The organism is Streptomyces antnestii (assembly GCF_004005495.1).
GTDB classification, from domain to species: Bacteria; Actinomycetota; Actinomycetes; order Streptomycetales; family Streptomycetaceae; genus Streptomyces; species Streptomyces antnestii.
In genome coordinates, this window is sequence record NZ_RZYA01000032.1 from 31,106 (window position 1) to 57,368 (window position 26,263).

At 68.4% G+C, this 26,263-nt stretch carries 30 protein-coding genes and 5 pseudogenes; 19 read left to right on the forward strand and 16 right to left on the reverse strand.

Translation table 11 applies throughout. The annotated features are described in order from the left end of the window. Positions 1-146: 146 nt before the first annotated feature. Positions 147-1,367, forward strand: coding sequence for an RNA-guided endonuclease InsQ/TnpB family protein (locus EOT10_RS38800; RefSeq protein ID WP_127833092.1), 1,221 nt, complete (start codon positions 147-149; stop codon positions 1,365-1,367). A 50-nt stretch (positions 1,368-1,417) separates the two neighbouring features. On the opposite strand, the pseudogene EOT10_RS38805 reads toward EOT10_RS38800, so the two are convergent. After that, a pseudogene (locus EOT10_RS38805) lies at positions 1,418-1,609 on the reverse strand (antibiotic biosynthesis monooxygenase family protein); the annotation flags it as partial. A 102-nt stretch (positions 1,610-1,711) separates the two neighbouring features. Next, positions 1,712-2,158 (reverse strand): anthrone oxygenase family protein, encoded by a 447-nt coding sequence (locus tag EOT10_RS38810; protein ID WP_127833093.1) that lies wholly within the window; start codon positions 2,156-2,158, stop codon positions 1,712-1,714. 92 nt (positions 2,159-2,250) lie between these two features. Here EOT10_RS38810 and EOT10_RS38815 point away from each other — a divergent pair, with 92 nt between their 5' ends. After that, positions 2,251-2,829, forward strand: a complete 579-nt coding sequence (locus tag EOT10_RS38815) for a TetR/AcrR family transcriptional regulator (RefSeq protein WP_127833094.1) — start codon at positions 2,251-2,253, stop codon at positions 2,827-2,829. 95 nt (positions 2,830-2,924) lie between these two features. On the opposite strand, the gene EOT10_RS38820 is transcribed toward EOT10_RS38815, so the two are convergent. Further along, a complete protein-coding gene (locus EOT10_RS38820; protein ID WP_127833095.1) occupies positions 2,925-3,269 on the reverse strand; it encodes a winged helix-turn-helix transcriptional regulator in 345 nt (114 codons plus the stop codon). A gap of 96 nt (positions 3,270-3,365) precedes the next feature. On the opposite strand from EOT10_RS38820, the gene EOT10_RS38825 reads away from it, so the two are divergent. Next, positions 3,366-4,247: an NAD(P)-dependent oxidoreductase gene (locus tag EOT10_RS38825; RefSeq protein ID WP_127833096.1), complete on the forward strand. Its 882-nt coding sequence runs from the start codon at positions 3,366-3,368 to the stop codon at positions 4,245-4,247. Positions 4,248-4,371: 124 nt separating this feature from the next. Here the strand turns inward: EOT10_RS38825 and EOT10_RS38830 are convergent, their stop codons facing one another. From EOT10_RS38830 to EOT10_RS38845, 4 genes are all read right to left on the reverse strand, one after another. Continuing rightward, positions 4,372-5,205: an NAD(P)H-binding protein gene (locus EOT10_RS38830; protein WP_127833097.1), complete on the reverse strand. Its 834-nt coding sequence runs from the start codon at positions 5,203-5,205 to the stop codon at positions 4,372-4,374. 101 nt (positions 5,206-5,306) lie between these two features. Then, positions 5,307-5,843: a DUF3291 domain-containing protein gene (locus tag EOT10_RS38835; protein ID WP_127833098.1), complete on the reverse strand. Its 537-nt coding sequence runs from the start codon at positions 5,841-5,843 to the stop codon at positions 5,307-5,309. A 32-nt stretch (positions 5,844-5,875) separates the two neighbouring features. Then, positions 5,876-6,556 carry a helix-turn-helix transcriptional regulator gene (locus EOT10_RS38840; RefSeq protein ID WP_127833099.1) on the reverse strand — a complete coding sequence of 227 codons (681 nt, stop codon included), beginning with the start codon at positions 6,554-6,556 and terminating at the stop codon, positions 5,876-5,878. 329 nt (positions 6,557-6,885) lie between these two features. Then, positions 6,886-7,326, reverse strand: coding sequence for a hypothetical protein (locus tag EOT10_RS38845; RefSeq protein WP_127833100.1), 441 nt, complete (start codon positions 7,324-7,326; stop codon positions 6,886-6,888). A 318-nt stretch (positions 7,327-7,644) separates the two neighbouring features. Here EOT10_RS38845 and EOT10_RS38850 point away from each other — a divergent pair. After that, positions 7,645-8,223: pseudogene (locus EOT10_RS38850) on the forward strand (hypothetical protein); the annotation flags it as partial. 66 nt (positions 8,224-8,289) lie between these two features. On the opposite strand, the gene EOT10_RS38855 reads toward EOT10_RS38850, so the two are convergent. Then, the gene (locus EOT10_RS38855) at positions 8,290-8,682 is read right to left on the reverse strand and encodes a winged helix-turn-helix transcriptional regulator (protein WP_127833101.1); all 393 of its coding nucleotides are present in this window, start codon (positions 8,680-8,682) and stop codon (positions 8,290-8,292) included. Positions 8,683-8,830: 148 nt separating this feature from the next. Here EOT10_RS38855 and EOT10_RS38860 point away from each other — a divergent pair, with 148 nt between their 5' ends. Beyond that, a complete protein-coding gene (locus EOT10_RS38860; RefSeq protein WP_127833102.1) occupies positions 8,831-9,676 on the forward strand; it encodes an NAD(P)H-binding protein in 846 nt (281 codons plus the stop codon). A gap of 103 nt (positions 9,677-9,779) precedes the next feature. Here EOT10_RS38860 and EOT10_RS38865 read toward each other — a convergent pair whose 3' ends face one another. From EOT10_RS38865 to EOT10_RS43335, 3 genes are all read right to left on the reverse strand, one after another. Further along, positions 9,780-10,055, reverse strand: coding sequence for a hypothetical protein (locus EOT10_RS38865; RefSeq protein ID WP_127833103.1), 276 nt, complete (start codon positions 10,053-10,055; stop codon positions 9,780-9,782). A gap of 198 nt (positions 10,056-10,253) precedes the next feature. Further along, entirely contained in the window at positions 10,254-11,780 is a 1,527-nt protein-coding gene (locus EOT10_RS38870) for a sulfatase family protein (protein ID WP_127833104.1), read from the reverse strand. Between the two features lie 146 nt (positions 11,781-11,926). Beyond that, positions 11,927-12,040: a putative leader peptide gene (locus EOT10_RS43335; RefSeq protein ID WP_431313368.1), complete on the reverse strand. Its 114-nt coding sequence runs from the start codon at positions 12,038-12,040 to the stop codon at positions 11,927-11,929. Between the two features lie 136 nt (positions 12,041-12,176). On the opposite strand from EOT10_RS43335, the pseudogene EOT10_RS41585 reads away from it, so the two are divergent. Then, a pseudogene (locus tag EOT10_RS41585) lies at positions 12,177-13,102 on the forward strand (IS5 family transposase). Here EOT10_RS41585 and EOT10_RS38880 read toward each other — a convergent pair. Both EOT10_RS38880 and EOT10_RS38885 read right to left on the reverse strand, forming a co-directional pair. Further along, a complete protein-coding gene (locus EOT10_RS38880; protein WP_127833105.1) occupies positions 13,083-13,784 on the reverse strand; it encodes a GNAT family N-acetyltransferase in 702 nt (233 codons plus the stop codon). The pseudogene EOT10_RS41585 and the gene EOT10_RS38880 overlap by 20 nt on opposite strands. A 360-nt stretch (positions 13,785-14,144) precedes the next feature. Continuing rightward, positions 14,145-14,843 (reverse strand): LbetaH domain-containing protein, encoded by a 699-nt coding sequence (locus EOT10_RS38885; RefSeq protein WP_127833106.1) that lies wholly within the window; start codon positions 14,841-14,843, stop codon positions 14,145-14,147. A 135-nt stretch (positions 14,844-14,978) separates the two neighbouring features. Here EOT10_RS38885 and EOT10_RS38890 point away from each other — a divergent pair, with 135 nt between their 5' ends. The 7 genes from EOT10_RS38890 (at position 14,979) to EOT10_RS38920 (ending at position 18,839) form a co-directional block, all read left to right on the forward strand. Next, positions 14,979-15,476, forward strand: coding sequence for a hypothetical protein (locus EOT10_RS38890; protein WP_127833107.1), 498 nt, complete (start codon positions 14,979-14,981; stop codon positions 15,474-15,476). 795 nt (positions 15,477-16,271) lie between these two features. Further along, the gene (locus EOT10_RS38895; protein WP_146003146.1) at positions 16,272-16,613 is read left to right on the forward strand and encodes a DUF6415 family natural product biosynthesis protein; all 342 of its coding nucleotides are present in this window, start codon (positions 16,272-16,274) and stop codon (positions 16,611-16,613) included. A gap of 147 nt (positions 16,614-16,760) precedes the next feature. Continuing rightward, positions 16,761-17,006, forward strand: a complete 246-nt coding sequence (locus EOT10_RS38900) for a DUF6247 family protein (RefSeq protein ID WP_223281471.1) — start codon at positions 16,761-16,763, stop codon at positions 17,004-17,006. After that, positions 17,003-17,533, forward strand: coding sequence for a hypothetical protein (locus EOT10_RS38905; RefSeq protein ID WP_317617389.1), 531 nt, complete (start codon positions 17,003-17,005; stop codon positions 17,531-17,533). The genes EOT10_RS38900 and EOT10_RS38905 overlap by 4 nt, the downstream gene beginning before the upstream one ends. 33 nt (positions 17,534-17,566) lie before the next feature. Further along, positions 17,567-17,881 (forward strand): metalloregulator ArsR/SmtB family transcription factor, encoded by a 315-nt coding sequence (locus tag EOT10_RS38910; RefSeq protein WP_127833110.1) that lies wholly within the window; start codon positions 17,567-17,569, stop codon positions 17,879-17,881. Then, positions 17,878-18,297, forward strand: a complete 420-nt coding sequence (locus EOT10_RS38915; RefSeq protein ID WP_127833111.1) for an SRPBCC family protein — start codon at positions 17,878-17,880, stop codon at positions 18,295-18,297. The genes EOT10_RS38910 and EOT10_RS38915 overlap by 4 nt, the downstream gene beginning before the upstream one ends. A gap of 56 nt (positions 18,298-18,353) precedes the next feature. Beyond that, positions 18,354-18,839 (forward strand): hypothetical protein, encoded by a 486-nt coding sequence (locus EOT10_RS38920; RefSeq protein ID WP_127833112.1) that lies wholly within the window; start codon positions 18,354-18,356, stop codon positions 18,837-18,839. Between the two features lie 43 nt (positions 18,840-18,882). Here the strand turns inward: EOT10_RS38920 and EOT10_RS38925 are convergent, their stop codons facing one another. Then, a complete protein-coding gene (locus tag EOT10_RS38925; protein ID WP_127833113.1) occupies positions 18,883-20,124 on the reverse strand; it encodes an MFS transporter in 1,242 nt (413 codons plus the stop codon). Between the two features lie 140 nt (positions 20,125-20,264). Here EOT10_RS38925 and EOT10_RS38930 point away from each other — a divergent pair, with 140 nt between their 5' ends. Beyond that, complete coding sequence (locus EOT10_RS38930; protein WP_127833114.1) at positions 20,265-21,200, forward strand: LysR family transcriptional regulator; 936 nt, start codon at positions 20,265-20,267, stop codon at positions 21,198-21,200. A gap of 52 nt (positions 21,201-21,252) precedes the next feature. Here EOT10_RS38930 and EOT10_RS38935 read toward each other — a convergent pair whose 3' ends face one another. Then, positions 21,253-22,176: an alpha/beta hydrolase gene (locus tag EOT10_RS38935; RefSeq protein ID WP_127833115.1), complete on the reverse strand. Its 924-nt coding sequence runs from the start codon at positions 22,174-22,176 to the stop codon at positions 21,253-21,255. Positions 22,177-22,245: 69 nt separating this feature from the next. On the opposite strand from EOT10_RS38935, the gene EOT10_RS38940 reads away from it, so the two are divergent. Continuing rightward, a complete protein-coding gene (locus tag EOT10_RS38940) occupies positions 22,246-22,722 on the forward strand; it encodes a MarR family winged helix-turn-helix transcriptional regulator (RefSeq protein ID WP_127833116.1) in 477 nt (158 codons plus the stop codon). Between the two features lie 64 nt (positions 22,723-22,786). Here the strand turns inward: EOT10_RS38940 and EOT10_RS38945 are convergent. Then, positions 22,787-23,173, reverse strand: a pseudogene (locus tag EOT10_RS38945) (Tn3 family transposase); the annotation flags it as partial. An 86-nt stretch (positions 23,174-23,259) separates the two neighbouring features. Between EOT10_RS38945 and EOT10_RS38950 the strand changes: the two are divergent. The 4 genes and pseudogenes from EOT10_RS38950 (at position 23,260) to EOT10_RS38965 (ending at position 26,074) form a co-directional block, all read left to right on the forward strand. Beyond that, the gene (locus EOT10_RS38950; RefSeq protein WP_127833117.1) at positions 23,260-24,354 is read left to right on the forward strand and encodes a site-specific integrase; all 1,095 of its coding nucleotides are present in this window, start codon (positions 23,260-23,262) and stop codon (positions 24,352-24,354) included. Positions 24,355-24,492: 138 nt separating this feature from the next. Further along, the gene (locus EOT10_RS38955; protein ID WP_127833118.1) at positions 24,493-24,972 is read left to right on the forward strand and encodes an HIT family protein; all 480 of its coding nucleotides are present in this window, start codon (positions 24,493-24,495) and stop codon (positions 24,970-24,972) included. A gap of 76 nt (positions 24,973-25,048) precedes the next feature. Continuing rightward, positions 25,049-25,439: pseudogene (locus EOT10_RS38960) on the forward strand (transposase); the annotation flags it as partial. Between the two features lie 41 nt (positions 25,440-25,480). Further along, a complete protein-coding gene (locus tag EOT10_RS38965; protein ID WP_127833119.1) occupies positions 25,481-26,074 on the forward strand; it encodes a DUF4291 domain-containing protein in 594 nt (197 codons plus the stop codon). Positions 26,075-26,263 lie beyond the last annotated feature (189 nt).

Genomic DNA, 26,263 nt, shown 5'->3' on the forward strand with positions numbered 1-26,263 from the left:
AAGTTGACCGGAATTCTTGAGAGCTACCCCCTCCCTTCGGGGAGGGGTTGGCTCATTCTCGTGCCGGAGCCGCGCAGCGGCGGAGTTCGCTGTGTTGTCAGTGGCCGCCGATAGAGTGGTCACATCGGTTGGAGGGGGGTGTTCTCATGCTGTCGGGCCGCAGGTATCGGCTTGAGTTGACGGCCGAACAGGCGGAGATGTGCGTGGAGTTCGGCAACATCTGCCGGTCGGTGTGGAACACCGGCCTTCATCAGCGTCGCGAGTACCGGCGCCGTGGGGCGTGGATGAACTATGTGCCGCAGTGCGCCGAGCTGGCCGACGCGAAGAAAGAACACCCCTGGTTGAAGGCCGCGCCGTCGCACGCACTTCAGCAGACACTCAAGGATTTAGACCGGGCGTGCCGGGATCACGGCACTTTCAAGGTGCGGTGGCGGTCGAAGGTGCGTTGGTCGCCTTCGTTCCGGTTCCCCGCCGGGAACCACATCGAGGTGGAACGTCTGGGCCGTAAGTGGGGCCGGGCGAAGCTGCCGAAGGTGGGCTGGGTCCGCTTCCGCTGGTCGCGCCCCGTGGGCGGTGAGATCCGGTCCGCGACCGTGTCCCGAAAGGCCGGGCGCTGGTACGTCTCCTTCCTCGTGGACGACCAGGCCGTCACACCCGAGAAGCACGCGATGCCCGGCACAGCGGTCGGGATCGACCGGGGCGTCAAGACCGCGGCGGTCACCTCCGACGGCGACTTCCACGACCGGGAGTTCATCACCGCCGGTGAGGCTGGACGGTACCGGCGGCTTCAGCAGCAATTCGCCCGCACCAAGAAGGGCAGCGCCAACCGGTCCAAGACCCGGGCGGCGATAAACCGGATCACGGGTCGGGTCACCGACCGGCGTGCGGATTTCTGTGCGCAGACCGCCTCCCGGATCGTCGCGAAGAACGCGCTCGTCGTCCTGGAAGACCTGCGGATCAAGAACATGTCAGCATCCGCCTCGGGCACGATCGAGGCGCCGGGTTCCCGCGTCGCCCAGAAACGGGGCCTGAACAGGGCCATCCTCGACAAGGGATGGCACCGCCTCGAACTCGCCCTCGTGGGCGCCGCCCGGTACACGGGCACCACCGTGGTGAAGGTCAATGCCGCGTACACGTCGCAAAGGTGTTCCGCCTGCGGCTTCGCCTGCGAGGAAAACCGAGAGAGCCAATCGGTCTTCGTGTGCAAGGCCGAAGGCTGCGGATACACCGCGCACGCCGATGTGAACGCGGCCGTCAACATCAAACACGCGGGCGGGCAGCCCGTGTCAGCCTGTGGAGACCTCGGCGCCAGCCGGTCCGCGAAGCAGGAACCCGTAAGCCGGGCGACCGGCCGAACCCCCTCATAGGGGAATCCCCCTCCCTTCAGGAGGGGGAGGAAGTCAATGTCCGCGGTTCCCTGGTGCATCTGCAGGGAGACGAATCCCGGCTGATCCTTCATGAATTCGGCCTGCCTCCTGAAGAGGGCCAGGAACGCTGCAGCCCTCTCCTTCGGAACGAAGAAGGTGTTGGCCAGGACGATGGGCCCGGTCTTCTCCTTGAACTGCGCGAACAGCGGCGTATTCGGGTCAAGGCTCTGCAGCTTGGCCATCTTCGGTACTTCCTCTCGCTATGGGGCAATGGGTGACGCTGGGGCCCGAGTTCCCGGGGGTACCAGCGGAGTTCGAGGGTGCTGGGGTCCGGGCCTTGCGGCTCAGGCGAGGGCGGTGACCAGCAGGGTGAAGGCGGCGATGATGACGGCGACGCGGACGTAGTGGAAGCGGTCCCAGCGGTTCATCTGCTCCTTCCAGTCGGCGGGCCGGTTCTCGGGGGTCCAGGTCTTGCCCTGGTTGTTGATCGGGACGAGCAGCAGGAGCGACATGATCACGCTGAGGATCAGCAGCGCGCCGGCGGTGACGACGAGGCCGGTGCGGTGGTGGTGCCAATCGGCGACGGCCCAGACCGCGACGAGGGCGACCGAGCCGATGTACCAGACCGGCATCACGGCGCCGAGCATCCGGCCGCCGTGACTTCGGGCGAGTTGGTCGTTGTCGTCGGGGAGTGCGTCGAAGATCCGGTTCATGACGAAGGCGACGGAGAACTCCACGCCCACCATCAGGCCGACGATCACGGTGGTGACGATCTCGAGTGCGTTGAGCATGACTGCCCCCTCCTGGGGTCTAGCGACGCTAGCCGTCGAGGCAACGCTAATGCTACTGCCGCTTGATTGTCTAGCGGCGCTAGGGTCGAATCATGTCGGTACAGGAACGCAAGCAGCGTGAACGGGCGGAGCGCGAGCGGCTCATCGTGGCGACAGCCCGCGAACTTGCCGAGCAGCAGGGCTGGGACGCGGTCACCACCCGCCGGCTCGCCGAGCGCATCGAGTACAGCCAGCCCGTCCTCTACAGCCACTTCCGCGGCAAACGCGAGATCATCGGCGCCGTCGCCCTCCAGGGCGCCACCGAACTTGCCGGGGCGCTGCGGGCCGCGACCGTTACCGCGGACGGCCCCCGCGCCCGGGTCGCCGCCCTGGCCCGCGCCTACCTCGACTTCGCCGCACGCAATCCGGCGGTCTACGACGCCATCTTCCAGCTCGACGGCGGTCTGGCGTACGCGCAGGAGGACACCCCCGAGCCGCTGAAGGGCGCCTTCGCCGCCCTGCAGGAGAGCCTCGGCGAGGTCGCCGGGAACGGTGTCCACGCGGGGCTGTTCACCGAGACGTTCTGGGCGGCCCTGCACGGACTTGCCACCCTCACCCGGGCGCGACGGCTCCCACCGGAGTACATCGAGCAGAGGGTGGAGCTGCTCGTGGACCGGCTCGCCCTCGTCTGACACACCGTCCTGACGGGCGCGCAGCGAATGGCTGTGGCCGGCACGTTCACAACAGACTCCAGCCCGCCTTCTCCTCCAGCCTCGAATAGTCGGATCTAGCCTCGAATGGTCGGACGCTCGCGGCCCCAGGCGGCCAGCGGCTGGAGTGCCTCGTTGAGGCGCTTGCCGTCCTCGGTCAGCGAGTACTCGACGCAGGGCGGCACCTCGTCGTAGGAGACGCGGTGCACGACGCCGTCCGCTTCCAGCTCACGCAGGTGAGAGGCCAGCACCTTCTCGGTGATCCCGGGAAGCAGCCGACGCAGCTCGCCGAAGCGACGGTGGGGATGCTCGTGGAGCGCCCAGAGGATCAGTACCTTCCACTTGCCGCCGATCACCTCCATCGCGGTGTCGATCCCGCAGACGTGTCCGTCTGGTGTGCTCGGCCGGTTCAGCGTCGTCATGCCCCACCCTTCTGACGTGCTCGCTCACCCCGAGGTAACCACCCACTACCAAGTACGTACTTGATCACCTCCGGACCTGGGGCCAGCCTAATCGGCATGGCACAGAACACTGTTGAGAAGACCCCCGTCACGCTGCTGGGCCTCGGCGCGATGGGCGCCGCGCTGGCCCGCACCTGGCTTGCCGCCGGCCACCCACTCACCGTCTGGAACCGCACCCCGTCCCGCGCAGCGGCGCTCGCCACCGAGGGCGCCGACGTCGCGGGCACCGCCGCCGAAGCAGTCGCAGCGAACACCTTGATCGTCCTGTGCCTGTTGGACGACACCTCGGTCGCCGATGTGCTGGCCGGCATCGACCTGACCGACAGGGACCTGGTCAACCTGACCACCAGCACCCCCGCCCAGGCCCGCGCCCGCGCCGAGTGGGCCCGCGAGCGCGGCGCCCGCTATCTGGACGGTGGGATCATGGCCGTCCCTCCGATGATCGGCGTCCCGGAAGCCGGAGGTTACGTCTTCTACAGCGGCTCGCGGGAGCTGTTCGAGCGGAACCAGGAGACCCTGAGTGTCCCGGCCGGCACTACCTACGTGGGCGAGGACGCGGGCTTCGCGGCCTTGCACGACGTGGCTCTTCTCAGCGCCATGTACGGGATGTTCGCCGGCGCCGCGCACGCCTTCGCCCTGATCCGCAAGGAGGACATCGACCCCGCGGCGCTCGCCCCGCTGCTCGCCGACTGGCTCGTCGCGGTGGCCCCGGCAGTTCACCAGACCGCGGGCCAGTTGCGGAGCGGCGACTACGCCAAGGGCGTCGTTTCCAACCTCGCCATGCAGGTGGCCGGCATCCCGACCTTCCTGAGCACCGCCGAGCAGCAGGGTGTCAGCCCGGAACTGCTCAGCCCGTACTTCGAGCTGATGCGCCGCCGCCTGGCCGAGGGCAGCGGGGAGGAGGACCTGACAGGAGTGATCGACCTGCTGGTGAACTGACCAGCCACTTCCGCCACAGAAGCGACCGTGCTGGTCACAGTCCTCAACTAGTTGCTGAGACCGGCACTTTCACCACACGCCCTGTCGTCGACGGAACGTATTCATGCGTCGTCCGCCCGGCGTATCAGCGGAAAACGTCGGCGTTCTCCACGGCCCACTGCTGGAACGGCCTGGCGGGGGAGCCGGTGACCCGTGAGACCGTGTCACGCACCATCAGCAGCTCGTCGTTGACGTCTCCACCCGTGACATCGAGCACCGCCTCCGCGGCCTCGTCCCCGAAGACCGCGGCCATCTGAGCGTGCGCCTCCTGCCGGCTGATCTCCATGAAGGGCACGTCCCGCCCGAGCGCTTCCGCGATGGCCTCGACCTGCTGCCGGGCGGTCACCCGCGCTGGACCGGTCAGGGCATACGTCCGCCCCCGATGGCCGGACTCGGTCAGGGCCACCCGTGCCACCGACGCGATGTCCGCGGGGTGGATCGTGGGCAGCCCGGTGTCCGCGTACGCCGCACGGACCGCCTCACCGCCACGGATCGACGCCGCCCACATCTGAGAGTTCGAGGCGAACTGCGTCGGCCGCAGGATCGTCCAGGCCATACCGCTGCCCTGGAGCAGCCGCTCGACCGTCAGGTTCTCGCCTGCCGGGCCCAAGTGCGGATGGGTCCGGACCGTGATGGACGACACCAGCACCACATGCTCAACCCCCGCCAGCCTCGCAGCATCGAGGATGTCGGCATCGGGCCCCAGGCGCGACACGAGGAACAGCGCGCGCACCCCGTCCAGAGCGGCCTTCAATGAGTCCGGCTCCGCGAAATCGCCCTCGACGGCCTCGACCCCTTCGGGGAACGCGGCCCGTGCGGCGTCACGGGTGAATGCTCTCAGCGGCCCCGCACCGCATTCGTGCAACTCCCTCAGCAGCGCACTTCCTATGTTTCCGGTGGCTCCGGTCACGAGGATCATGAGCGCGTTCTCCTGTCGTCAGGTGATCAACTCAAGGGAACGCTAGAAGCTCAAGCGCACTTCAGGTCAAGGAGAGCGGAGTAATCGGCAAGTCCTGTGGATCAGTTGATCGCTTCAGGCTGCGTCGGCGGCGCGGCCTGCAGGTGCTGGACGGCTTCAGCTTCGGCTTCGATTGCGGCTTCGGCTGCCGTGTAGGAGGAGGCGAAGGTGAACGCGCGGGCGGACGGCCCGTGCGCCTGCAGGTCCGCCAGCCGCTCCAGGGCCTCGTCGACGGTCGGGACGTGGCCGGCGGGAACCCACCAGAGCACCAAGTGCGCCTCGACGTGCCGTTCGAACCACTCGCGGCGCCGCCGCATCACCTCCAGGTGCCCGCTCCGGTAGGCGAAGTCCCACAGGGCTTCCGGGGTCTCCCACACCGACAGGTTGACGATGACGTCCTCGCCCGCCGGGCGCAGGCCGGTGGCGTCGGCCGCCCCCTCCTCCACGAGCCGCCACACGAAGCCGGGCGCGCTGTCGGCGGCGGCGTTGACCGGCTCGAGCATCTCGACGAACGGCGCCACGCGCGGGTCGTCGAAGGGATGGCGGAGCGTGGCGACGTTGAGCTGGGCGAGGTGGGCGGCATGCGTGGATGCGGTCATGCCCTCATCCCAGCACGGCCTACTTTTCTATGTCAATCATCATTGTTTTTAGAACTCTCCACCACCACACAGCAGTTGCCCGGCCGGGCGTCCATGCGGGCGTGGACGGGACCGTCCGTGCCGAGCAGCCCCTCCAGCAGCGCGAGATTCATGCCGCAGACGAGCGGCGGGAAGCGTTCGGCGACCGCGTGGAAGGGGCAGTTGCGCATGCGGACGACATCTGCGGCCGCCCCGCTCGCCCCCTCGACGCCTTCCAGGTGCGGTTCGTAGCCGCGGGCAGCCAGCATCTCCATGGCCTGTTCGAGGTCGCCGCAGGGTGCGGCCGAACCGCGCAGGGCCTCGCCCCGACGTCGCGCGGCCGCGCAGAGCCCGGCGTCAAGGCCGGCCTGCTCGGCGGCCTCGGCGAGCAACTCGGCGGCGGTGCGGTAGTCGCGGGCGGGCAGCGAAACCGACCGCTCGGCCCGCGCCCGCGTATAGACCTTGGCGGGACGGCCCGCCCCCGGCCCCGAACGGCCCGTCAGGCGGCGGCTGCCGCTCTCCAGCAGCCCGGCCTCGGCCAGCCTGTCCAGATGGTGCGCGGCGAGCGTGCGCGCCACCCCGGTCGCCTGGGCGGCCTCGTTACGGCCGACCTCGCGGCCCTGCGCCGCCACGTACTCGTACAGGCGGCGCCGCACCGGATCCTGCAACGCCGCAATCGCGTCGATGTCTTCCACCCGGCCATTCTAGGAACAACACAGGTTGGAGATAGAACGTCGGGATCCGGCCCCCGGCCAGTGCGTCCGGCGCTCTCAGGTGCTGGCTCAGGCGGGACAAAGGCGCGCACCGCATCTCGCGGACGAGGGGGAGTCCTGGGAGATCGTCGAGGAGGTCGACTTCACGTCCGAGGCAGGACGGTCCAACTGCGCGCCTGGGACTGGGATCTGGCCGGCGAGCCCTTGCGGATCGGTGGCGTCGGCGCCTGTCGGCTCGGAGTATCTTCCAAGGGATGGGAGCAGGCTGCCGCCGTCGTCGAGCCTGTGCCAGGGGACGAAGCGGCCTGACGTTACTGCTCGCGTCGCAACGCGGTGTGCCGGATGATCAACTGGCTGAGTTCGGAACCCGGCAGTCGGGACATGAGGCGGCGTAACGCCGTGGCGTGCTGCCCAACTCGCTTGAGGGTCGACCGTCGGTTCGGGGCTTGGCCGGGAACGTCCTGGGGCGGCCCGCATCCGGCAGCAACGTAGAGCTCATCCAGCGCAGCCCTCCGGACCCTGGCGCCGTCTGGTCCGACGACCTCCAATCTGGTGACGACCTCGGGTTCCCGGCCGTCGTAAAGCTGCACTTCCACGTCCAGCCCAGCGCCGCGGAACAGTAGTCCAGTCCCGCTGAAGAGCTGGGATTCCGTCGTCACCGGATGCGTGAAACCCGCTTCCTCGAACAGGAATGAGAACGCCACCGTGACTTCGGTCCGGAACTCTGCCTGCAGATCCAAGTGGCGGCTCATGACCTGATCATCCGCCCACCCGACCACCTCCGGAAGCCCTTTCACATCCGGAAGTTGAAGCAGTCATGTGGCCCAGTCAGAGGGACCGGGCCGCTCGCATTTGCTTTTCGACGTCACCGCGGTGAACTTGCCAACGCTTCAAGGGCAACAGCCCGGGAGCCCGTTCGCTCTACGGGTGATCGACGCCGATGGCGCCCACGAACCGCGCGGCGGTTGGCGGGAGGCGGACGGCGTGGCTGAGGTCACCCTCGGCGCATTCGAATCGACTTGGGCCGCTCGGCGAGGGATCCTCCATGCGGACCGCGCAGAGGAGACGTGTTGATCACGGAGTACCAGCAGAAACTGCGAGAGCGTTACATCGGCGCCCCAGTCATGACCGTCCCGGAACCCTGGCAGCCGGTTTTCGACCGCAGGACTCCCATCGGGGGCCTGCTCGGCATCGGCTTCGCCGTCCATCCCGACAGCGGGAACGACCTCGTCATGGTCGTGTCCAGCGACGGCCACGGACTCTTCGACGCGGTCACCGGCGAGAAGATCGCCCGCGACCGGGACCCCGACCCTGAGACCAGCACCCCGGACGCGCACCCGGATCTCACCTGTCCCGGCCTCGGCCCGATCACAGGCACCCAGGTCCGCATCGCGGGCCTCTTCGGCGGTGGCCTGCACACCACCACACCGGACGGCTGGTCCATGGACGTCGTCAGCCCCGAGTGGCCCCACGACCGCATCATCCTTTCCGCCGACGGCGGCAGTCATCGAGGCCCTGCGGGAGGGGCCTGGTGGCACGTCTTCCACTCCGATTACTCAGAACTGCGCGCCGCCGGATTCTCGCCCCCTGGCCTCACCCTGGCCGTCGCCACCAGCAGCGACCTCACCCTCTGGACTCGTCAGCAGGTGTCTTTCAGAACGGACAACCCGGCGGCCGTCCCTGCCTGGACCGGGATCCGCCAAGGGGGCGATGAGTTATTGCGGTGGATCGGTGTCGTAGTCGTGCCGGGCCTGCTCGACCTTGTCCAGGTTGGTGGCAGCCCATTCGGCGAGGTGCGCGAAGAGCGGGGCCAGGCTCTGGCCAAGGTCGGTGATCTCGTACTCGACCCGCGGGGGGACCTCCGGGTGGTACGTACGCACGACCATTCCGTCGCGTTCCAACTGCCGTAGCCGCTGGGTCAGTACCTTCGGTGTGATCGTGCCGATGTGTCGTTGCAGCTCGACGAACCGTTGTCGGCCGTGCATGTGGAGAGTCCACATGATCGGCGTGGTCCACCGGCTGAACACGATGTCCACAACTGAACTGGTCGGACAGGCGAGTTCAGGATCGGTTGCGGCGTCCGCCACCCACTCGGTGTTGCCGGCCATGCGCACCCCTCGGGGTAGTCACTTTCCTCTAGGTACCTACTATATCGACGGTGTTAGCGTCCCCCGTGTCGCCCGGAGAGCAGCTCTCCGCGACGGTCCCGCCCACTCGGGCGGCGGCAACCATGCTGAATTGACACGGGAGTTGTTCATGTTCGTAGTGACAGGGGCGACCGGCAACGTCGGTCGATCGCTCGTGCAGTCCCTCGCGGCAACGGGTGCGCAGGTGATCGCGACATCCCGCGGGATCTCGGCGCCCGATGTGCCAGAGAACGTCGTGCACAGGCGGGCGGACCTGATCGATCCTGAGAGTCTTCGGCCCGTGTGCGAAGGAGCCGACGCGCTGTTCCTGCAGAGCGCGGGTCCCAGCGCGCACCTGCTCAGCCCCCAGGACATCCTCGACGTGGCCAAGGCCGGCGGCGTTCGGCGCGTTGTCCTGTTGTCTTCTCAAGGAGTCGCGACCCGGCCGGAGTCGGCCTCTCACGGCAGCACGGCCCGCTCCATCGAAGAAGCCGTCCGGCAATCAGGCATGGCCTGGACGATCCTGCGGCCCGGAGGCTTCGACTCCAACACGTACGCCTGGGCCGAGTCGGTCCGCACCCGAAGGGCCGTCGCGGCGCCGTTCGCCGACACGGGCCTGCCGACCATCGACCCGGACGACATTGCCGAGGTCGCCTCCGCGGCCCTGCGGGAGGACGGCCACGCCGGACAGGTCTACGAGCTGACCGGTCCCGCGCTCAGCACCCCTCGCCAGCAGGCCGAGGCGATTGCGAACGCGCTCGGTGAACCTGTCGGGTTCACCGAGCAGACCCGCGACGAGGCCCGCGCTCAGATGCTGCAGTTCATGCCCGAGCCCGTGGTCGAGACCACGCTGGCCATCCTCGGCGCGCCCACCCCCGCCGAACAGCGCATCAGTCCCGACGTTGAGCGGGTACTCGGCCGTGCGCCCCGCACCTATGCCGACTGGGCGCGGCGCTACATCGCCGCATTCCGATAAGGCGGCCCCGGCTACGGCGGCGATCTCTTCCGTCCCCCTGGCGAACGCGCCGCGGGCCGGTGTGATGGATGTTTCCTCGTGAGCCGCGATGTCGGTCTCGCGATCACGCTAGCCTAGCAAGCAAGTGACATACATCACATTGATTGGGCCACTGGTGATCCTGCTGAACCCAGTCTTCTGAGATCAGCATCTCGCTCATATGGCCCAGGAGTTGAAAGTCGACCGCGGCACGGCAGACCTCCTCGACGACGTCTTCGGTGGACCACGTGGGAACATCCCACGCCCCGGACTCCCGTAGAACTCCGTCGTCTCCAGCAGGGGTGTGGTCCAGGTACACGGCGCTCATGACCTCATCCAGGAGGTCGGCCAGGTCGACCACCGCCCAATGATTCCTCGCAGCCCTCCAGTTCCAGGCAACACGTGCCCAGATGCTGGGAATAGCCCTCCATCTCACGCCGCAGCGCAGCATCGGCGATGTACCGCAGACGGACCTGACTGTCCTCCGCGTGGACCGAGATGTCGCATCGGGGGACCGGCCAGATGCCTGACCGGTCCCATCGAGCCCGAGAAGACGGCGTCATCCTGCCGCCGGATACGGAAGCAGCTCCGCGGCCGTCTTCTCCCAGGACGCCTTGAGCTCCGCGAGCAGCTCGGGCCGGTCCGGTGCCAGATCGGCCTGCTCACGGGAGTCCTGGGCGAGGTTGTACAGGTGGTCCTTGCCGCTCGCGTCCTGGTAGTACTTCCAGTCGCCGCGCCGCAGCGCCCGGTTGGCCCGTACGCGCCAGAACAGTTCGCGCTCGGGCAGCTCCTCGCCCCGCAGCAGGTAGCCGGCGAGGCTGGTGCCGTCCAGCGGGTACGCGGGGTGGGGCCGGGCGCCGGCCAGTTCGAGGAAGGTGGCGGTCCAGTCGGGGGAGTAGTTGGGCTCGGGGCTGACCTGGTGCGTGTCGATCCGAGCCGGCCAGCGCACGATGGTCGGCACGCGGATGCCGCCCTCCAGCAGCTGGGATTTGTTGCCGCTGAGCGGCCAGTTGTGGGAGAAGCGCTCGCCCCCGTTGTCACTGGCGAACAGCACCAGCGTGTTCTCCTCCTGCCCGGAACGCCGCAGCGCCGCCAGCACTTCGCCAATCGCGGCGTCGAGGCTCTCGACCATCTCCGCGTACTTCTTGACGGAACCGCCGTCGTTGTGGAGCAGCGCGCTGAGGACCTGCCCCTGGTTGCTCGCCGCGCGTATCTTCGCGGCGATCTCCGCCGCGTTCTTCGCGTCGTCCTCGGCGAGCCAGGGCCAGTGCGGGGTGGTGAAGTTGAGGTTGAGCAGCCACGGCTTGTCGTGGTCGCGGCTGACGTACTCCACGGCCCGCTCGGTCAGGACCGTCGTGTAGTAGCGCAGGTCCTTGTAGGTCGCGTCGCCCTCGTAGAGGTCGTAGTCGCCGAGCTGTCCGAGCTTGGAAAAGTACTCCAGTACGCCGCCGAAGTTGCCGAAGAACTCGTCCCAGCCGGACTTGGTGGGGCTGTAGTCCGGCAGCCAGCCGCAGTGCCACTTGCCGATGAGCGCGGTCGAGTAGTCCGCCGCCTTCAACAGGGAGGCGAGCGTGGGGTGGTTGGGGTCGAGCCCCTGGGACTTGTCGCCGACAGGTTCGGCGAGTCCACCCTTCGTGCGGCCCGGGTAGCGGCCGGTGTACAGGCTGAACCGGGTCGGGGAGCAGGTCGCCGAGCCCGAGTACGCGTCGGTGAAACGCACACCCTCACGGGCGAGGCGGTCCAGGTTGGGGGTCTTGATGTGCGGTGCGCCGTACGACGACAGGTCGGCCCAGCCGAGGTCGTCGCCGAGGATGACCAGCAGGTTCGGCCGGCGGCCGTGCCCTGCGCCCGCGCGGGCCCGGAAGGGCTTCTCCTCGGTGGCGCCGGAGGTGGTCGTGCCGGACACGGCTGTGCCTGTCTCGGTCGTGCCCGACGCAGCCGCAGCCGGTGCGGCCACAGCGGTCAGGGCGCCACCGCCGACGAGCCCGCCGAACAGCCGCCGGGAGATGCCGTCACGGGCGTCGGCGGGCGTGGCGGCCTCGGAGGACAAGGAGGAGGTATCGGGTATACGCGGTAGATAGGACATGGGTGTTCCTTGAGAGCGTAGGGGGAGCGCGCGAGGGCAGGGGCCGACCCGTCAGTGCGCGCGGACGCGCATGAGTACGGAGGCGCGCGCGGCACGAAGGAGGAGGAGCCTGCGCAAGGCCAGAAAGACGAGAGAGATCTGCGGGGTCAGCGACAGATGGCGCTGGACTGCCGGCACAGATCGACATGGCGCCGCTCCACCAGCGCGGAGGCCGCGCACGGGTGATCAGCGGAAGCATTCATGATCAAGACCTTGCCCATGGGGCACTCGGGGTGTCAAGGGGGCGTCCGCACCGTGAGCGAGAAGATGTCTGTGTCCGCCGGTGACATACGCAGAGACGCGCCGCAGGGCCTGATCCTCTCCTGCCGAGGGTCAGGCCCCGCCCACCTGGCAGCGGTGTCACTTCTCACGGACGGCGAGTGGGCGGTCCTCGAACCGCTGCTGCCCAGGAGCAACACAGGTGCCGCTGGTGGCGGGACCACCGTCAGGTGATCAACGGGATCATCCACCGGCTCAGTACCGGCAGTCAGTGGCGCAAGCTGCCCGAACGCTTCGGCCCGTGGAAGACCGTCCACAAACGCCATGCGCTGTGGTCGGCCGACGGCACCTGGGAACGACTGCTCCAGCACGTCCAGGCCGCCGCCGACTCAGTGGGGCGACATCGACTGGAATATCAACGTCGACTCCACCTCGATCCGTGCCCACCAGCACGCCGCCGGCGCCCCGACCAATCCGCCACCAGCACCTGGCGATGCCTCAAAGGGGGCCCTGCAAAGATCAGTTCACGTGGGTGCGCACATGAGCCTGGGACGGTTCCCGGCGGAGGTGGTGCGGCGGGCGAGGCTCTCGGCCGCTCCCGCGGCGGGCTCACCATGAAGATCCACCTGAGCGCGGACGGCAGATGCCGCCCGCTCTCCCTGGTCCTCACCCCGGCCAGCGGGCGGACTGCACGCAGTTCGAGCCGGTCATGGGCAAGATCCGCGTCCCCCGCCTCGGCGCCGGCCGGCCCAGGCGGCTGCCGGACAGCGTCGCGCCGACAAGGCGTACAGCAACGGTCTGATCCGCTCCTACCTGAGACGACGCGGCATCCGACACGTCATCCCGGAGAAGCGTGACTCCAGAACCGCCCGCTGGCGCAGAGGTTCGGACGGCAGCCGACCGCCCGGCTTCGACAAGACCCGGTACAAAGCCAGAACACCGTCGAGCGAGCGATCAACAAGATCAAACAATTCCGGGCCGTCGCCACCCGCTATGACAAGCGCCAGTACGTCTACCTCGGCACCGTCACCGCCGCCGCACTCCTCATCTGGCTTCGCTCGTGATCACAACGCCCTGGCGGGATCCGAGGGCTGTGGCGTGATGGTCGATACCAAAGAGGGCCGCACAGCCTGCCAGTCCGCTCACGGTCACGGACAGATGCTTCTGAGAGTTCCAACCCTGCTGGGAGAGGCGCAAGTACTGAGACTCGACGACGTTTCCATCGAGGACGTCCCGGGATAGGCCGTCAGGCTCGTAACCGAGCTTTCGCGAGATGGACAGCGATGCGTGATTGTCGGTGAAGGACACCGACCTGGCGAACACTGCGCCAAGTTCCACGAACGCCAGGTGCAGCAGAGCGATCCGCATCTCAGTGCCGAGCCCCTGGCCCTGGTGATCAACCCCCAGCCATGAACCCGAGACGATCTCGCGTCGGATGCCGAAGTTCTCAGCCCGCATCTCCTGGATGCCCACGGGGTGCCCCTCGAAGAACACGACGAGCTCCAGAGCCCAGTCATCGGGTGACCATGAACCCAAGCGGCTCCAATGCTGCTGCACGACGTGACGAGCGCGCTCAACCGGCGGACGATCCGTCCACGGCGTCAGAAATGGACGTGCGCCAGGGGCATGCACTCCTCGTGATGCCACTTCGGCCACCGCCGCGAGCTCTTCCTCGGAAGGAAGCCGCAACTCAAGACGGGGCGACCGCACACGCAGCGCCTTGAGCGGCCAGATGTCGATCAACATGCGTGCCAGTGTGCACAGATGTACGTGGGGACGCCCTGCCTTTCAAGATCTTCGTCTGTCTCAGAGCAGATCGGCGAGACACCCCCTAGTCGGGCAGGTCCTCCGATCGCGTCCGTTGTTCATGGTGACGCGCGACGGTGCGAGTACTGAATGGGACTCGATGCCCTCCGAGGAGGACGGCGTGGCCTCGTTCAGCCGCCCACTCCACTGAGCGCAGCAGACCCCCTCCGGTGCACGCCGGACGACGTGCACCGATTGGAGCGGCGCCATCAGGCCATCCTCCACCACCGCTGCGTCCTCCCGGGCGGGCTACCGCGGCTTGGAGGGCACACGCAGTTCCTCTTCGCTCGCAAACGGACCTCACCGCGCTGGGCGCCCCGCTCGCAGTCGTGCGCGTGTATCGGGAGCTGCCGCCAACGCCACGATGTTGTTTGCCGGGACGACGCGTGCGGGGCCCAGTGTGACTCCGGAGTTGAGCTTGCAGCCTCGGCCGAGGGCGACGCCTGGGCCGAGGCTGATGTTGTTGCCGGTCTGGACGTGGTCGCCGATGAGTGCCCCGAACTGTGGGGTGCCGCATCGGTACAGGCCGTCAGGCAGGCGCAGGATGACTTCTCTGTCGGGGTGGCGCATGTCCTGGCTGAGGTGGATGGCCGCGACGGTGACGAGTGCGGACAGGTGGGCCTCGGCGCCGATGAGCGTTCGGTTGATGCCGATGCGGTGGCCCAGGACGCTGCCTTGTCCGACGTAGGCGTTGGTGACCTCGCAGTTGAAGCCGATGCCGGCGCCGGGGCCGATGACGGTGTGGCCGCGTACGGTGCTGAACTCCCAGACCTGGGCGTGGGGTCCGACGATCACATCGTCGCCGACGAGGGCGTACGGGTGGATGCGGGCTGTCGGGTGGATGCGGTGCCGGGTCCGCTTGAGGGCGTCGGCGTGCAGGTCGGGCCAGTGGGCGAGGAATTGCGCGAGGTCCCGGTCGGCGAGTTCTCCGTAGGGGGTGCGGGCGAGGTCGGGGTCTTGCGGGGACCGGATGTAGTCACCCAGCGGTAGTACGGGCATAGGGGTCTCCTGCCGGCGCGTGGCCGGACCTGAACACCGCAAACGGTTCTTGGCCGCTGTCCGACAGGCCCTCGGCGCCCAGCCGGACCTCGGGTCAGGTAACCAGCGTCATGCCTGATCTGGGGGTTGAGACTGGTGAGCTCGCATGTTGATGTGTCGCGTATTCGCTGGGATTTCACGGCATCGGTCACGGTGATTAGCTGGTTCAGGGTGGTTTTCCGTGGGCCAGGTTGGGGCGATGTGGGGATGGCGAGTGATTTGGCGGAGCCGTCAGCTTCGGAGTTGGCAGAGGGCATGCGCGCTGCGCTCATGCATGCCCGGTGGGATCCGGACGGTGATCCGGCGGTCGCCGTTGATGTGCTGGGCGCCTTGGTCGAAGGCGTGTGTGGTCCGGTCGGTTCGGTGGCGGCCGGACAGATCGTTTTCGACTCGGAGGCTCTGGGAACGGTGTACCTGTTCTGTGCTTCGGTGAACAAGTCCCTTGATCGGAATCACCCGGCGCGGCCGCCCGCTCACCGGGGTTTGTCGCCTGCGGAGCATCTCGCCTTCGTGCAGCCCTTGCTGCCCGGATTTCATCGGCGGCAGCAGGAGGTACTACAGCTTCTGGATCAGGAGTTTCCGCCAGACAACTGATCTCGCGAGCGTGCGGAGCGGCGAACCCGAGCTCAGGCGCACTCACCGTGTGTGGTCGCCCGGAGCGTATCGGCTCCAGGTCCCTCCGGCTTCGGTGACCCGGGGCGCTGTCTTGTCGTGGTAACCGAGCGCCTTCGCGATGACGGGGGCCTAGGCATGCAGGACGAGTTGGCGGATCTCGGAGGTCGTGCCGCGCTGTGGCGGGACGCCGATCTTTCGCAGGTGGACTTGGAGACTGACCGGGTTCATCGGCTGTCCGGGCTGGCGGCCAGGGAAGAGCCACTGTGAGCTTCTGCTGCTGGCATAGGGCAGGTGCCTGCAGGCCTGGACGTATGCCCGCATGAGGTCAGCGACGATCTGCGGAAGTGGGGACGGTGGGTCTCCCAGCCGGACGATGCGGGTGACGGGTTGCGCATAGAGAAGAACGAGGCGGCGGCAACCCGGGCTCGCAAGGGCAGGGAGTCGTCGTTGAGGGCCCGCCGTAGAATGGCGAGCCGACGATGCTGGTGCAGCGATGCTTGGTCCTGGTTGATGACCTGGGGTGGCAGGGTGAGGCGGGACATCCGGCTCGTCTTCATGCACCAGCGCAGGAACGTCTGGGCCGGGCGCCGGGTGGCCCTTCTCGGTGTGCCAGGCGTCGAGGTCGGCCTGCTGGCAGTGCCCGCCCACAAGGTGCCCCGCGGCCGGCCGGTTCTGGCTCCACGCACCCTACGGCCGCGGTCAGCTCATTGACCCCGTGCATCTCGCCTCCGCGCTCGGCCCCGGCGGGCCCCGCATCCTTGCGGAGGCGTTCGTATGACGACGGTTCTCAGAGGCACTGCGTTGCCGACGCCCACGGCAAGCGAGGTGATCGAGGCGGCGCTGTCCGCGCCGCGCGACTACCCCGGCCCTGATCGGCTGCGGTATCTGTACGCGGCGGCACGGCAGATGATCCAGGTACGGCTACCGGTCGTGGCCGCTCAGGTCGAGGACGCGCCCAGCGGACCGGAGCGCGCATCACGGGAGCGCGCGATGGACGAGGCGGAAGCAATCCTGTGCGACGGCCTGAGCCCGAGTTGCCTCGCGGCGTCCCTCACGGTGAGCGCCCTGGGGCGCGCACTGCTCGGCCTCGAACAGTTCACGGGAGCCGACCGATGAGCCCGAAGCGCACCGCCACAGCCGAGCACATCGAGATCCCCGGCATCTGCTTCATCCGTCAGCCCGAGGGCGTACGGCGCTGCACCCTGTCGGCCGGCCACTACGGCGAGCACCGGCACCCCCCAGGGCCGCACCCTGGTCCTGGACGTGCTGCCGGCGACCTTCCCGTGGGTGCGCTACCTCCCCGCGCACGAAGTGCGCGAGTTCTCCGTCGAGCTGGTCGACGCGCTCGGCGCCGCAACGTCCCTGGACAACACAGCGGGCGTGGCCCAGCTGCTCACCGAGTGGCGGCACACGGCCGAGGTGCATGCCGATCCCGAGCTCTACGCCGCGCTGACCACCGACTCGGGCGAGGACTACGGACCGGTGCCCGAGCCCGGAACCGCCGCGTGAGCCCGACGCGCGGAGACCGCGCCGCCCCGCCGCCGGGTCCCGACGAGTGGGATATCCGCTTCGCCAACGGCGAGGCCGCCAAAGGATGGGAGCAGTTGGGCGCCCAGGCCGCGGGCAAAACCCGCGCCGCCTGGCACCTGATGCGAACGGACCCGGCCCCGGCCGCCCGCACCGAGCGCCACCACCGGCTCAAGGGCGAGCTAGCCCGCGGCGAGCACCGCGGCGAGACGATGGACCGCTGGCAGATCGAGGTCACCGCCGGCGGCCGCGTCTGGTACCTGCTCGACGTCGAGCGCGCACGGTCTGGATCGACCGCGCCTCCACCGGCCACCCCAAGGCCACTGACCGCTGACCGCGCCGCGGGCCGACGGCCTCGCAGCCGCCGGCACAGACAAGAAGACCGCGGCGAAGAAGACGACCAGCAAGTCCAGGCGCAGCGCCTAGGAGCGTGGGTCAGTAATGGGGAGCGGTCGCAGTCGTGCGACTACCGCAGCCTGTCGTTCCGTAGATGCGTCGGGAAAAGTTGACGCGTCGGAACCTTCCGACGCATATTGGTGGGCGTGGCAGCAGTCGATGTGTTCAGCGCGCTGGCCAATCCAGTGCGGCGCAGGTTGCTGGAGGCGCTGCGGGACGGTCCGAGCGCGGCCGGTGATCTCGCTGGCCAGTTCGCGCTCAGCAGGCCCGCGGTCTCCGAGCATCTGTCGGTGCTCAGGAACGCGGGGTTGGTGCGGGAGGAGCCGCGGGGGCGGCATCGCTACTACCACCTCGAGGCGAAGCCACTTGCCGAGGTAGGCAACTGGCTGCATCCCTTCGAGCACTACTGGCGTGGCCGGATGGCGGCGCTGGCCGACCTGATCGACGAGGAGAACCCGTGACCACCAGTGTCCCGGCCGTCATCCGCTGCGACCAGTTCATCGCCCATTCGCCCTCGGCGGTCTGGAGGGCCTTGACCGACCCCGGCCTGCATGCGAAGTGGTGGGCCGCCGGTGATGTGCAGCCCGTCGTAGGTCACCGCTTCACTCTGGACATGGGGCCATGGGGACACCAGGCGTGCGAGGTGCTCGCCGTCGAGCCCGAGCGCCTGCTGCGCTACAGCTTCGCCCCGGGCTCGCTGGACACCACGATCACCTGGCAGCTCGTCCCGGAGGGGGCCGGCACGCGCCTGTTCCTCGAACACGCCGGCTTCGACTTGGACTCCCCGCTGGGCAAGGCCGCATTCGAGGGCATGGGACGTGGATGGCCCGACGTCCTGCAGCGCATCGAGCCGGTCCTCGCCGCGGCGACCCAGTAGGGAACCAGCGCGGCCACCCCGCCGCCCGCCAGGGTGCGAGAGCCCTCCCATGTCTCGTGATCACTGGTGCGGGTCGAGTCGGGCGAGGTGAGGCGGCCACAGGGCCGTCTGACAGCGGTGGACAAGCGGTCCTGGCCGAGTCGTTTCTCCTGCTCGAGCCGTGGTGGGCGCTGCGCACGGGCTCGGTGCCGTACTGGGCGTTCTTTGGCACCGAGACCTCCCGCGCCGGCTTGGAGGCATACCTGGACGCCACCACCCCCTACGACGAGATCCGGATCCTGCTGTTCAACCACGGCACCGACTCCATCGGCCTGGCCGGCGCGCAGGACTGGCAGCGCACGGCCGCCCGCGCACGCAAAGTTGGCGTTCTGACCGGCGTGGACGCCACCGCATACCCACGCGACTTCGCCAGCTTCGTCCGCTCGCACCGGGAACTGAGCAAGATCCGCACCCGCTATCCATTGGCGCTGCCGCTCGATGCCGCCAACGCTGCCGCAGCACTCGCCGTGCGAAAGGAGATCACCTGGCGCCCGGCGATATGAATCACGCAACGCGGTGCCACTACGGCTTCGAAGGTTGCACCGGTCACCGGCTCGTAGCCAGTTCCGGCTCGTGCTGCGGCGTCTGGTCCTGTCGGGGAAGCAGGAGCGGTGTGGTCAAGATGAGCAGTCCTGCGACCGTGAGAGCGGTACGTGGGCTGGTGACGTCGGCGAGCAGTCCGGCGAGCGCGGTGAGGACCGCAATGGACGCCTGCTGGCCGATCGACCAGGCCGACAGGGTGCGGGCCACGAGCTGCCTGGGGGTGTGTTCGAGCCGGTAGGTGGCGAGCACCGGGCTGTACAGGCTCATGTTGATGATGATGGCCAGCTCGACGGCCATCACGGTGACGAGGCCGACGATGCCGGGACGGACGAAGGCCAGGCCGATCAGCCAGATGGCGCGCAGGGTGCCGACGGTCCGGAAGACCGCGTGCTGGCCGTAGCGGGCCACGACACGGCGGGCCAGCCGGGAGCCGATGAGTCCGCCGACACAGGGCGCGGCGAAGGCGAGGCCGTACTGCCAGGGCGGGAAGCCGAGTTGGCGGAGCAGGAGCACGGCCAGCAGCGGCTCGGTGGCCATGATCAGACCGCCGACGAGCATGTTGTTCAGGTAGAGCGCCCGCAAACCGGGGTGCCCCATGAGGTGTCGCCAGCCGTCGAGCAGTGCGCCCGCCCGGACCGGGCCCTTGTCGGTCGTTCGCGGCGCTTCTTCCTGGCCGCGGATCGCGGTGATGCCCAGCGCGGAGAGCAGGTAGCTGAGCGCGTCGGCGACCACGGTGGTGACCGGCCCGAACAGGCCGATCGCCGCCCCGCCCAGTGGTGGCCCCACCGCGATGGAGCTCCAGTTCGTGGACTCGAACCGCGCGTTGGCGACGAGCAGGTCGTCCGGCCGGACGAGGGCCTTAAGGTAGGCGCCGCTGGCCGCGTTGAAGGCGATCTTGGCTGCGGCGACCACGGCCGAGACCACGAGCAGTTGGACGAAACTGAGCCATCCGAAGGCGTAGGCGACCGGAATCGTCGCCATGGCCGCAAACCGGGCCAGGTCCATCATGATCATGACCGGGCGCTTACGCCGGAACTCCACCCACGGCGCGAGCGGCACCGCGATCAGCGCACCCACCGCAGGCCCCACCGCGGACAGCGCGGACACCTCAGCGGGTCCGGCATGCAGCACCAGCACGGCGATCAGCGGCAACGCCCCGAACCCCAGCCCGGACCCGTAGGCGCTCACCGCAGATGACGCCCACAGTCGGCCGAACTGCCGGCCCAATCGTCTCCTGCCCACCATGCTCAGCGCACTCCCCTTGAGGTCCCACCCGAACAAACTGACGTTGACCGATGAGAGATAAGCGGGCAGGACAACAGCAGGTCAAACAACCGACCCGCCAGCAATCCACAACAATCAGTTGTTCACTAAGGTGGGTCGGCGTGGACCTCGAAGCAGTACGTACCTTCGTCGCCGTCGCGGAAGCGGGCCAGTTCCAGAAAGCCGCCGCCGACCTGTCGATCACTCAGCAGGCCGTCTCCAAACGCATCGCCACGCTGGAGCGCACCCTCGGCGTGCGGTTGTTCACCCGTGCCGCACGCGGCGCTGAGCTCACCATCGATGGGCAGGCGTTCCTGCCCCACGCACGCGAGCTGCTGCGCGTCGCCGAGCGCGCGGGCGCGTCCGTGCGCCCCGGTCGCCGTCCGCTGCGCGTCGACGTGCTCGCCTCGCGCAGCGCGCAGTCGGGCCTGATGCGCGGCTTCCACCGGGCACACCCCGAGATCGACCTCGACGTGATGATGCTGTTCGACATCGAGACGGCCGTCACTGCCATTCGCTCCGGTGCGATCGACGCGTCCTTCCGCGCCGTCGCCGCGCCCGGCCGACCCGTTCCCGAGGACATCGCCTCCGTCCGGGTGCTGGACGAGCCGCTCCAACTCCTCACCGGCCCCGCCCACGCACTGGCAGGCGCCCAGTCGGTGACCCTCGCCCAACTCGTCGGTCACCGGATCTGGATGCCCGGCATCGCCCCCGGCACCGAGTGGGCCGCCTACTACGACGACCTCGTCGCCGAGTTCGGCCTCACCATCGAGGCCACCGGCCCCAACTTCGGCTCCGACGCCCTCCTCGACACCATCGCCGACACCCCGGCCCTGGCCACCTTCATGGGCGAGCCCACCCGTCTCGTCTGGCCCGCCGGCCACGGCCTGCGCCGCATCCCGGTGACCGACCCGACGCCCGTCTACCCGCACTCGCTCCTCTGGCACCGCGACAACCCCCACCCCGCGCTGGCCACCCTCCGCACCCACCTCGCCGCCACGACAACCGGCCACGACACCACCGGGACCTGGACACCGAGCTGGGCGATTCCGCGCTGAACGCCCCGCCCCTGCGGGCCAGCCCTACCCTGCCCGGTGGCCGGGGCTGGCCCTACCCTGCTGACGTGTGCGCTGCGTCCGCGGCGCGGATGCGCTGGCCGAGGAAGAATGCTGCCCGGTCCAGTGCCTCGTCCGCCTCGTCCAGGACATCGGCGAACGACTGGAACACGTGCGGCACGTCGGCGGTGATATCCAGGATGACGTCCACTCCGGCTGCCCTCGCACGCTCGGCCAGGCGCGTGGAGTCGTCCAGCAGGATCTCGTTGGTGCCCTCCTGGATCAGCATCGGGGGGAAGCTGGTCAGGTCGGCAAGGACGGCCGGGCTGAGCAGGGGCTGATGCGGGTCGGCTCCGGCGAGGTACATGGCTCCGGTGTGTTCAACGGCCTCGCGGGTGAAGATCGGGTCGATGCCCGTTTTGGTGTCCATGCTCTCGCCGGTTCGGGTGGCGTCGAGGCCCGGGGAGAACGCCACGATGGCGGCGGGCAGCGGGAGGCCCGCGTCGCGGGCGGCGAGGCAGGTGGTGACGGCGAGGCCGCCGCCGGCGGAGTCGCCGGCGAACGCGATGGCCGAAGGGTCTTTGCCGCTGTCGAGGAGGGCGCGGTAGGCGCTCAGCGTGTCTTCGATTGCGGCCGGGAACGGGTGCTCGGGGGCAAGCCGGTAGTCCAGCGAGTACGCCCCGAGGTTGGTCTTGGCCACGAGGTGTCCCGTCAGCGACAGGGCGGTCTCGGGAGAGCCGAACACCCAGCCACCGCCGTGGAAGTACAGGATCGTCCCGGCGCGCGGCCCGTTGTCGGGCTCGACATACAGTGCGGGTCGGTCGCCGAGCGTCGTCTGCGTGGTGCGGATGCCGTCGGGCACCGTCATCTGGGTCATCAGCGCCTTGAATCCGGCTCGGATCGCCTCGACCGACCGGGGACCTTCGGGTCGGGGCTGCCGCAGCATCGCGTCGACCTTCGCGCGCTGTTCCTTGCTCATAGGTACGCTCCCACCATAGGTAACTTCCATGGAACTATATGCCGCGGAATCTAAGGTAGACTATATGCCATGGCATCCACATCGAGCGGAGGGACGGTCGACCTCCCGGGCTTCTTCGCCGACCTGGTCCGGTGCGAGACGCGTCTGTACAACGCCCTCAACGATCGTCTCCGCGAGCGGCACGGGATCGTCACCTCGCAGTTCGAGGCCCTGCGCTACCTGCGCGACCACCCAGGGTCCCGCGTGGCGGACCTCGCCGCCGAATTCGCCATCGGTATCGGGGCGACCAGCAAAACCATCGACCGCCTGGAGAAGCAGGGTTGGGCCGCCCGACAGCCGAACCCAGCCGACCGTCGCTCCTCGCTGCTGGCCCTGACCGACAACGGCACCCAGCTCGTCGACGCGGCAGAGAAAACCTTCACCGCCAAAGTGGCCGAGCTGATCGGAGGCACTCTCGACAACTCCTCAGCAACGGCCGCCGCACAGGCCCTCTCCAAGCTGCGCTCCGTGCTCGAACGCAACCAGATCGGCACACCTACGGGCTGACGGAGCGGCGGCACCCGGCCTGGACGGGGTACAGGGAGCGGCCCAACGGGTCGGATGCGTGGGATCAGTCGTCCTCGGCGTCCTCGATGGCGTTGGGTTCGCGGAAGGGGCGCAGACCCTGGCCGGGGCCGCTGGCTTTGATGTGGAACAGATAGCGGCCCAGGAAGTTGATGTGCCGGTCCTTGAGCGGGGAGAGCCGGGCCACGTCCTCGTCCTTGATGTCGTGGCCCTCGGCGCGGAGCCGGGCCACGGCGGCGTCCAGGTAGCGGGTGTTCCACAGCACCACCGCGTTGAGGACCAGGCCCAGGGCGGCGAGCTGGTCCGCCTGGCCCTCGCGGTACGCCTGACGGATCTGGCCCCGGCCGCCGTGACAGATCGCGCGGGCCAGGCGGTGGCGTGACTCCTGCACGGTGAGCTGGAGCTGAGACCCCCGCTCCAGGAAGCGCTCCGTTCAACCGGTCCGTCCCCGCCGGAGGGCCGGGTGGGTATAGGCCGGCCCCGCTGCGGAACCGCGCTGTTCTGCTGCCCGAGCGGCCGGTGGGCATCGACCCTCTGCACGCCGGCCTCATCGACATCGCCCGCTGGTCGGAGGAGACCTACCTCGCGCCCTACCTCGACGGCCACGCCTTCAACGGCCCCGACGCCCTCGCCCACCTCGCCCAGACATCCCCCGAGGCCGCCAAATCCCACGACCGCCGCATCACCGCCCTCAACCAGTACTACGGCGCAGCCGCCTCACGAAACCTCATCCCCGCACCCCCCAACCTCACCGACCTACGCTCCGGCCTCGACCGCGCCGACGGCGAACCCAAGAAACTCGACCCCCGCGAACGCGCCGTCCTCCTCTCCTGCATCGGCATGTGGGGCCCGCAGCAGGCCCGCCACTACCGGCGCGACCGCCTCATCGTCCATCTCCTCCTCGAACACATGAGACCCGGCGAAGTCGTCCGCCTCGACTCCCGCCACCTCTACGAACAACCCGACGGCAGCTACGAAGTCCGCGCCCCCGACTACGACTTCGAAGCCCTCGGCAAACAGTTCGTCCTCGACCCCCTCACCGGCGCCGCCCTCGAGGACTACCTGCCCACCCGCCCCAAACCCGCCGTCGGCGCCCACCAACTCATCCTCGGCCAGGGCGGCCGCCCCATCGTCTCCCGCTACCCCAACATGCTCGTACGCCAGATCGCCGACCTGCACCCCCTCCTCGCCCAGCTCCAGCCCCCCGTCACCGCCGACGTCATCGCCCACACCGGCCTGTGGGAGACTCCGGAATCCGGCGTGCCTACCAGCGACAACAGCGACCGGCCGCTCGATGCCGCCTTCGTCGACATGGCCAACAACGTTTGCGGCGTCCTCGAAAGTGGCGTCGACCCCCGCCCTGGTGGCATCCCGCCTGGGGTCACTTGGCTGGAGGACATGGTCAGCCTCCTGGTACTCCTACGAAGCCGAGCCGAGACTGCTTGGTGCCGCATCGAAATCGATCAGACCGACGACGGGGTAACCCTGATCAATGGCGTGATCGCCCCTCATCGGATCGACGACCTGTCCACGCTCTTCGCCAGACTCGGCTGGCAGCACAGCGTCGAACTCTCTGACGAGAACGACAACGTCGTCGAAGAGCGCCGCCACTGACCAGTGGCACCACGAAACTGCGGTCAGAGCCGTGAAAACGGCCGAGGTCGCTCTTCGCCTCGCTTGGTTGGTCCCTGATGTATGTGGGGAGGTTGGGGAGCGAAGAGCGGGCGTTGATCACATGGCTAGGTTGGGGCCGTGACTGGTGACTGGCGGATGGATCGGATTGGGGCTGCTCTGCGGGGTGAAAACCCGACCGTGCTGCGGCGGCTTGAGTCGGGGTTCGCGGTGATTGGCGACATTCAGTTCTTGCCGGGTTACTCGGTTCTTCTCGTGGACGAACCAGGCGTTCAGCGGCTGTCTGATCTGCCCAGGGCGAGGCGGTTGTCGTTTCTGTCCGACATGGACCGGCTCGGAGAAGCCGTTGAGCGCGTCTGCCGGCGCTTGGACTCCGGCTTCCGCCGGGTCAACCTGGAGATTCTGGGGAATGCCGACCCGTTCTTGCATGCCCACGTCTGGCCGCGGTTCGAGTGGGAGCCGACCGAGCTGGTGGGCAAGCCTGTGTGGCTGTATCCGGGTGACCGGTGGAGTGACGAGGGGTTCAGGCTGGGTCCGCAGCATGACGTGCTGCGAGACGGGATCGGGAGCGAGCTGGATCAGTTGCGTTCGATGGGCTGACGGCGTGAGCCCGCCGACCTGACGGTCGGCGGGCTCGGTGATCCGTGACGGTCAGTGGACGATGGTCACTAACTGCCCCGTCACGGTCGGCATTTCGGCTGCCAACACCCACGACAGCCAATGGCAGGAACCTCTGGTGCGGGGCATACCTCCCATCCGCTCCCGGCGCGAGCCTCGTCGGCGACAACCTGCAAAGCTGCACGGCGGCAAGGGATTACGACCACGACCACCTGCGCCGATGGCTCCGCTCACGGAACATCACGCCGCGCATGGCTCGCAAGGGCATGGAGTCCTCTCAGCGGCTGGGCCGTCACTTCTGGACTGTGGAGAGAACGGTGACCTGGCTTGGCGGACGCCGCCGCTTACACCGACGCTATGAGCGCAAGGCCGCGCACTTCCTCGCCTTCGCCGGCATCGCCGCCACGCTCGTCTGCTATCGGAGGCTCGGCGGCCTCGCACTGCGGTAATTCGATGGCGGGTGCGGAAGAGTGCGCCCACCCTGGTCCCCGTGGCACAACCCAAATATCAGATTCGAGCCCTGCACACGAACTCCACGATCACGGTCTACCAGGCGTACGCCCCGGACATTGGCCTACCGGCCGCCCAAGAGAAGCGTTTTCCGGCGGTGTGGCAACGGGACCGAATGACGTGGATCAAGCCGTCGTTCCTGTGGATGATGTACCGCAGCGGTTGGGGCACCAAAGAGGGGCAGGAGACCGTCCTCGCCGTCGAGATCTCCCGTGAAGGCTTCGAGTGGGCACTGGAACACGCCTGTCTGTCCCACTACGAGCACGGGCTCCACGCCGACCGCGCTACGTGGAAGCGCCAATTGAAGCGGGCTCCGGCCCGGGTGCAGTGGGACCCCGAACGTGACCTGCACCTCCAGCCGCTTGCCCACCGTTCGCTCCAGCTCGGCCTCGCCGGCGAAGCCGCACATTTCTACGCCGACAAGTGGACCGTCTCCATCACCGACATCACGTCCCTCACCCACAAGATCCACGCGCATGTACAGGACGGAGACCTGGACGCTGCGCGGCAACTCCTGCCGCGTGAACGTCCCTACCCCGCGAACGAAGGGGTCCTGGCTCATCTACACCAATGAGCCAGTCTGCCAGTGTGGGCCGGTCAGCTTCCGCAATGCTCCCTCCAGAGCCCGGCCGCCGTCAGCCCGTGGGCGCGGGCGAAGCGCCAACGCTCGAAGCCTGATGGTTCGCCGAAACGCCCGCGGCCGGTCCTCACTCAGCAGCTACCTCATCGGTCAGTCACTCTGCCTTGGTGAGACCAGAGCTCA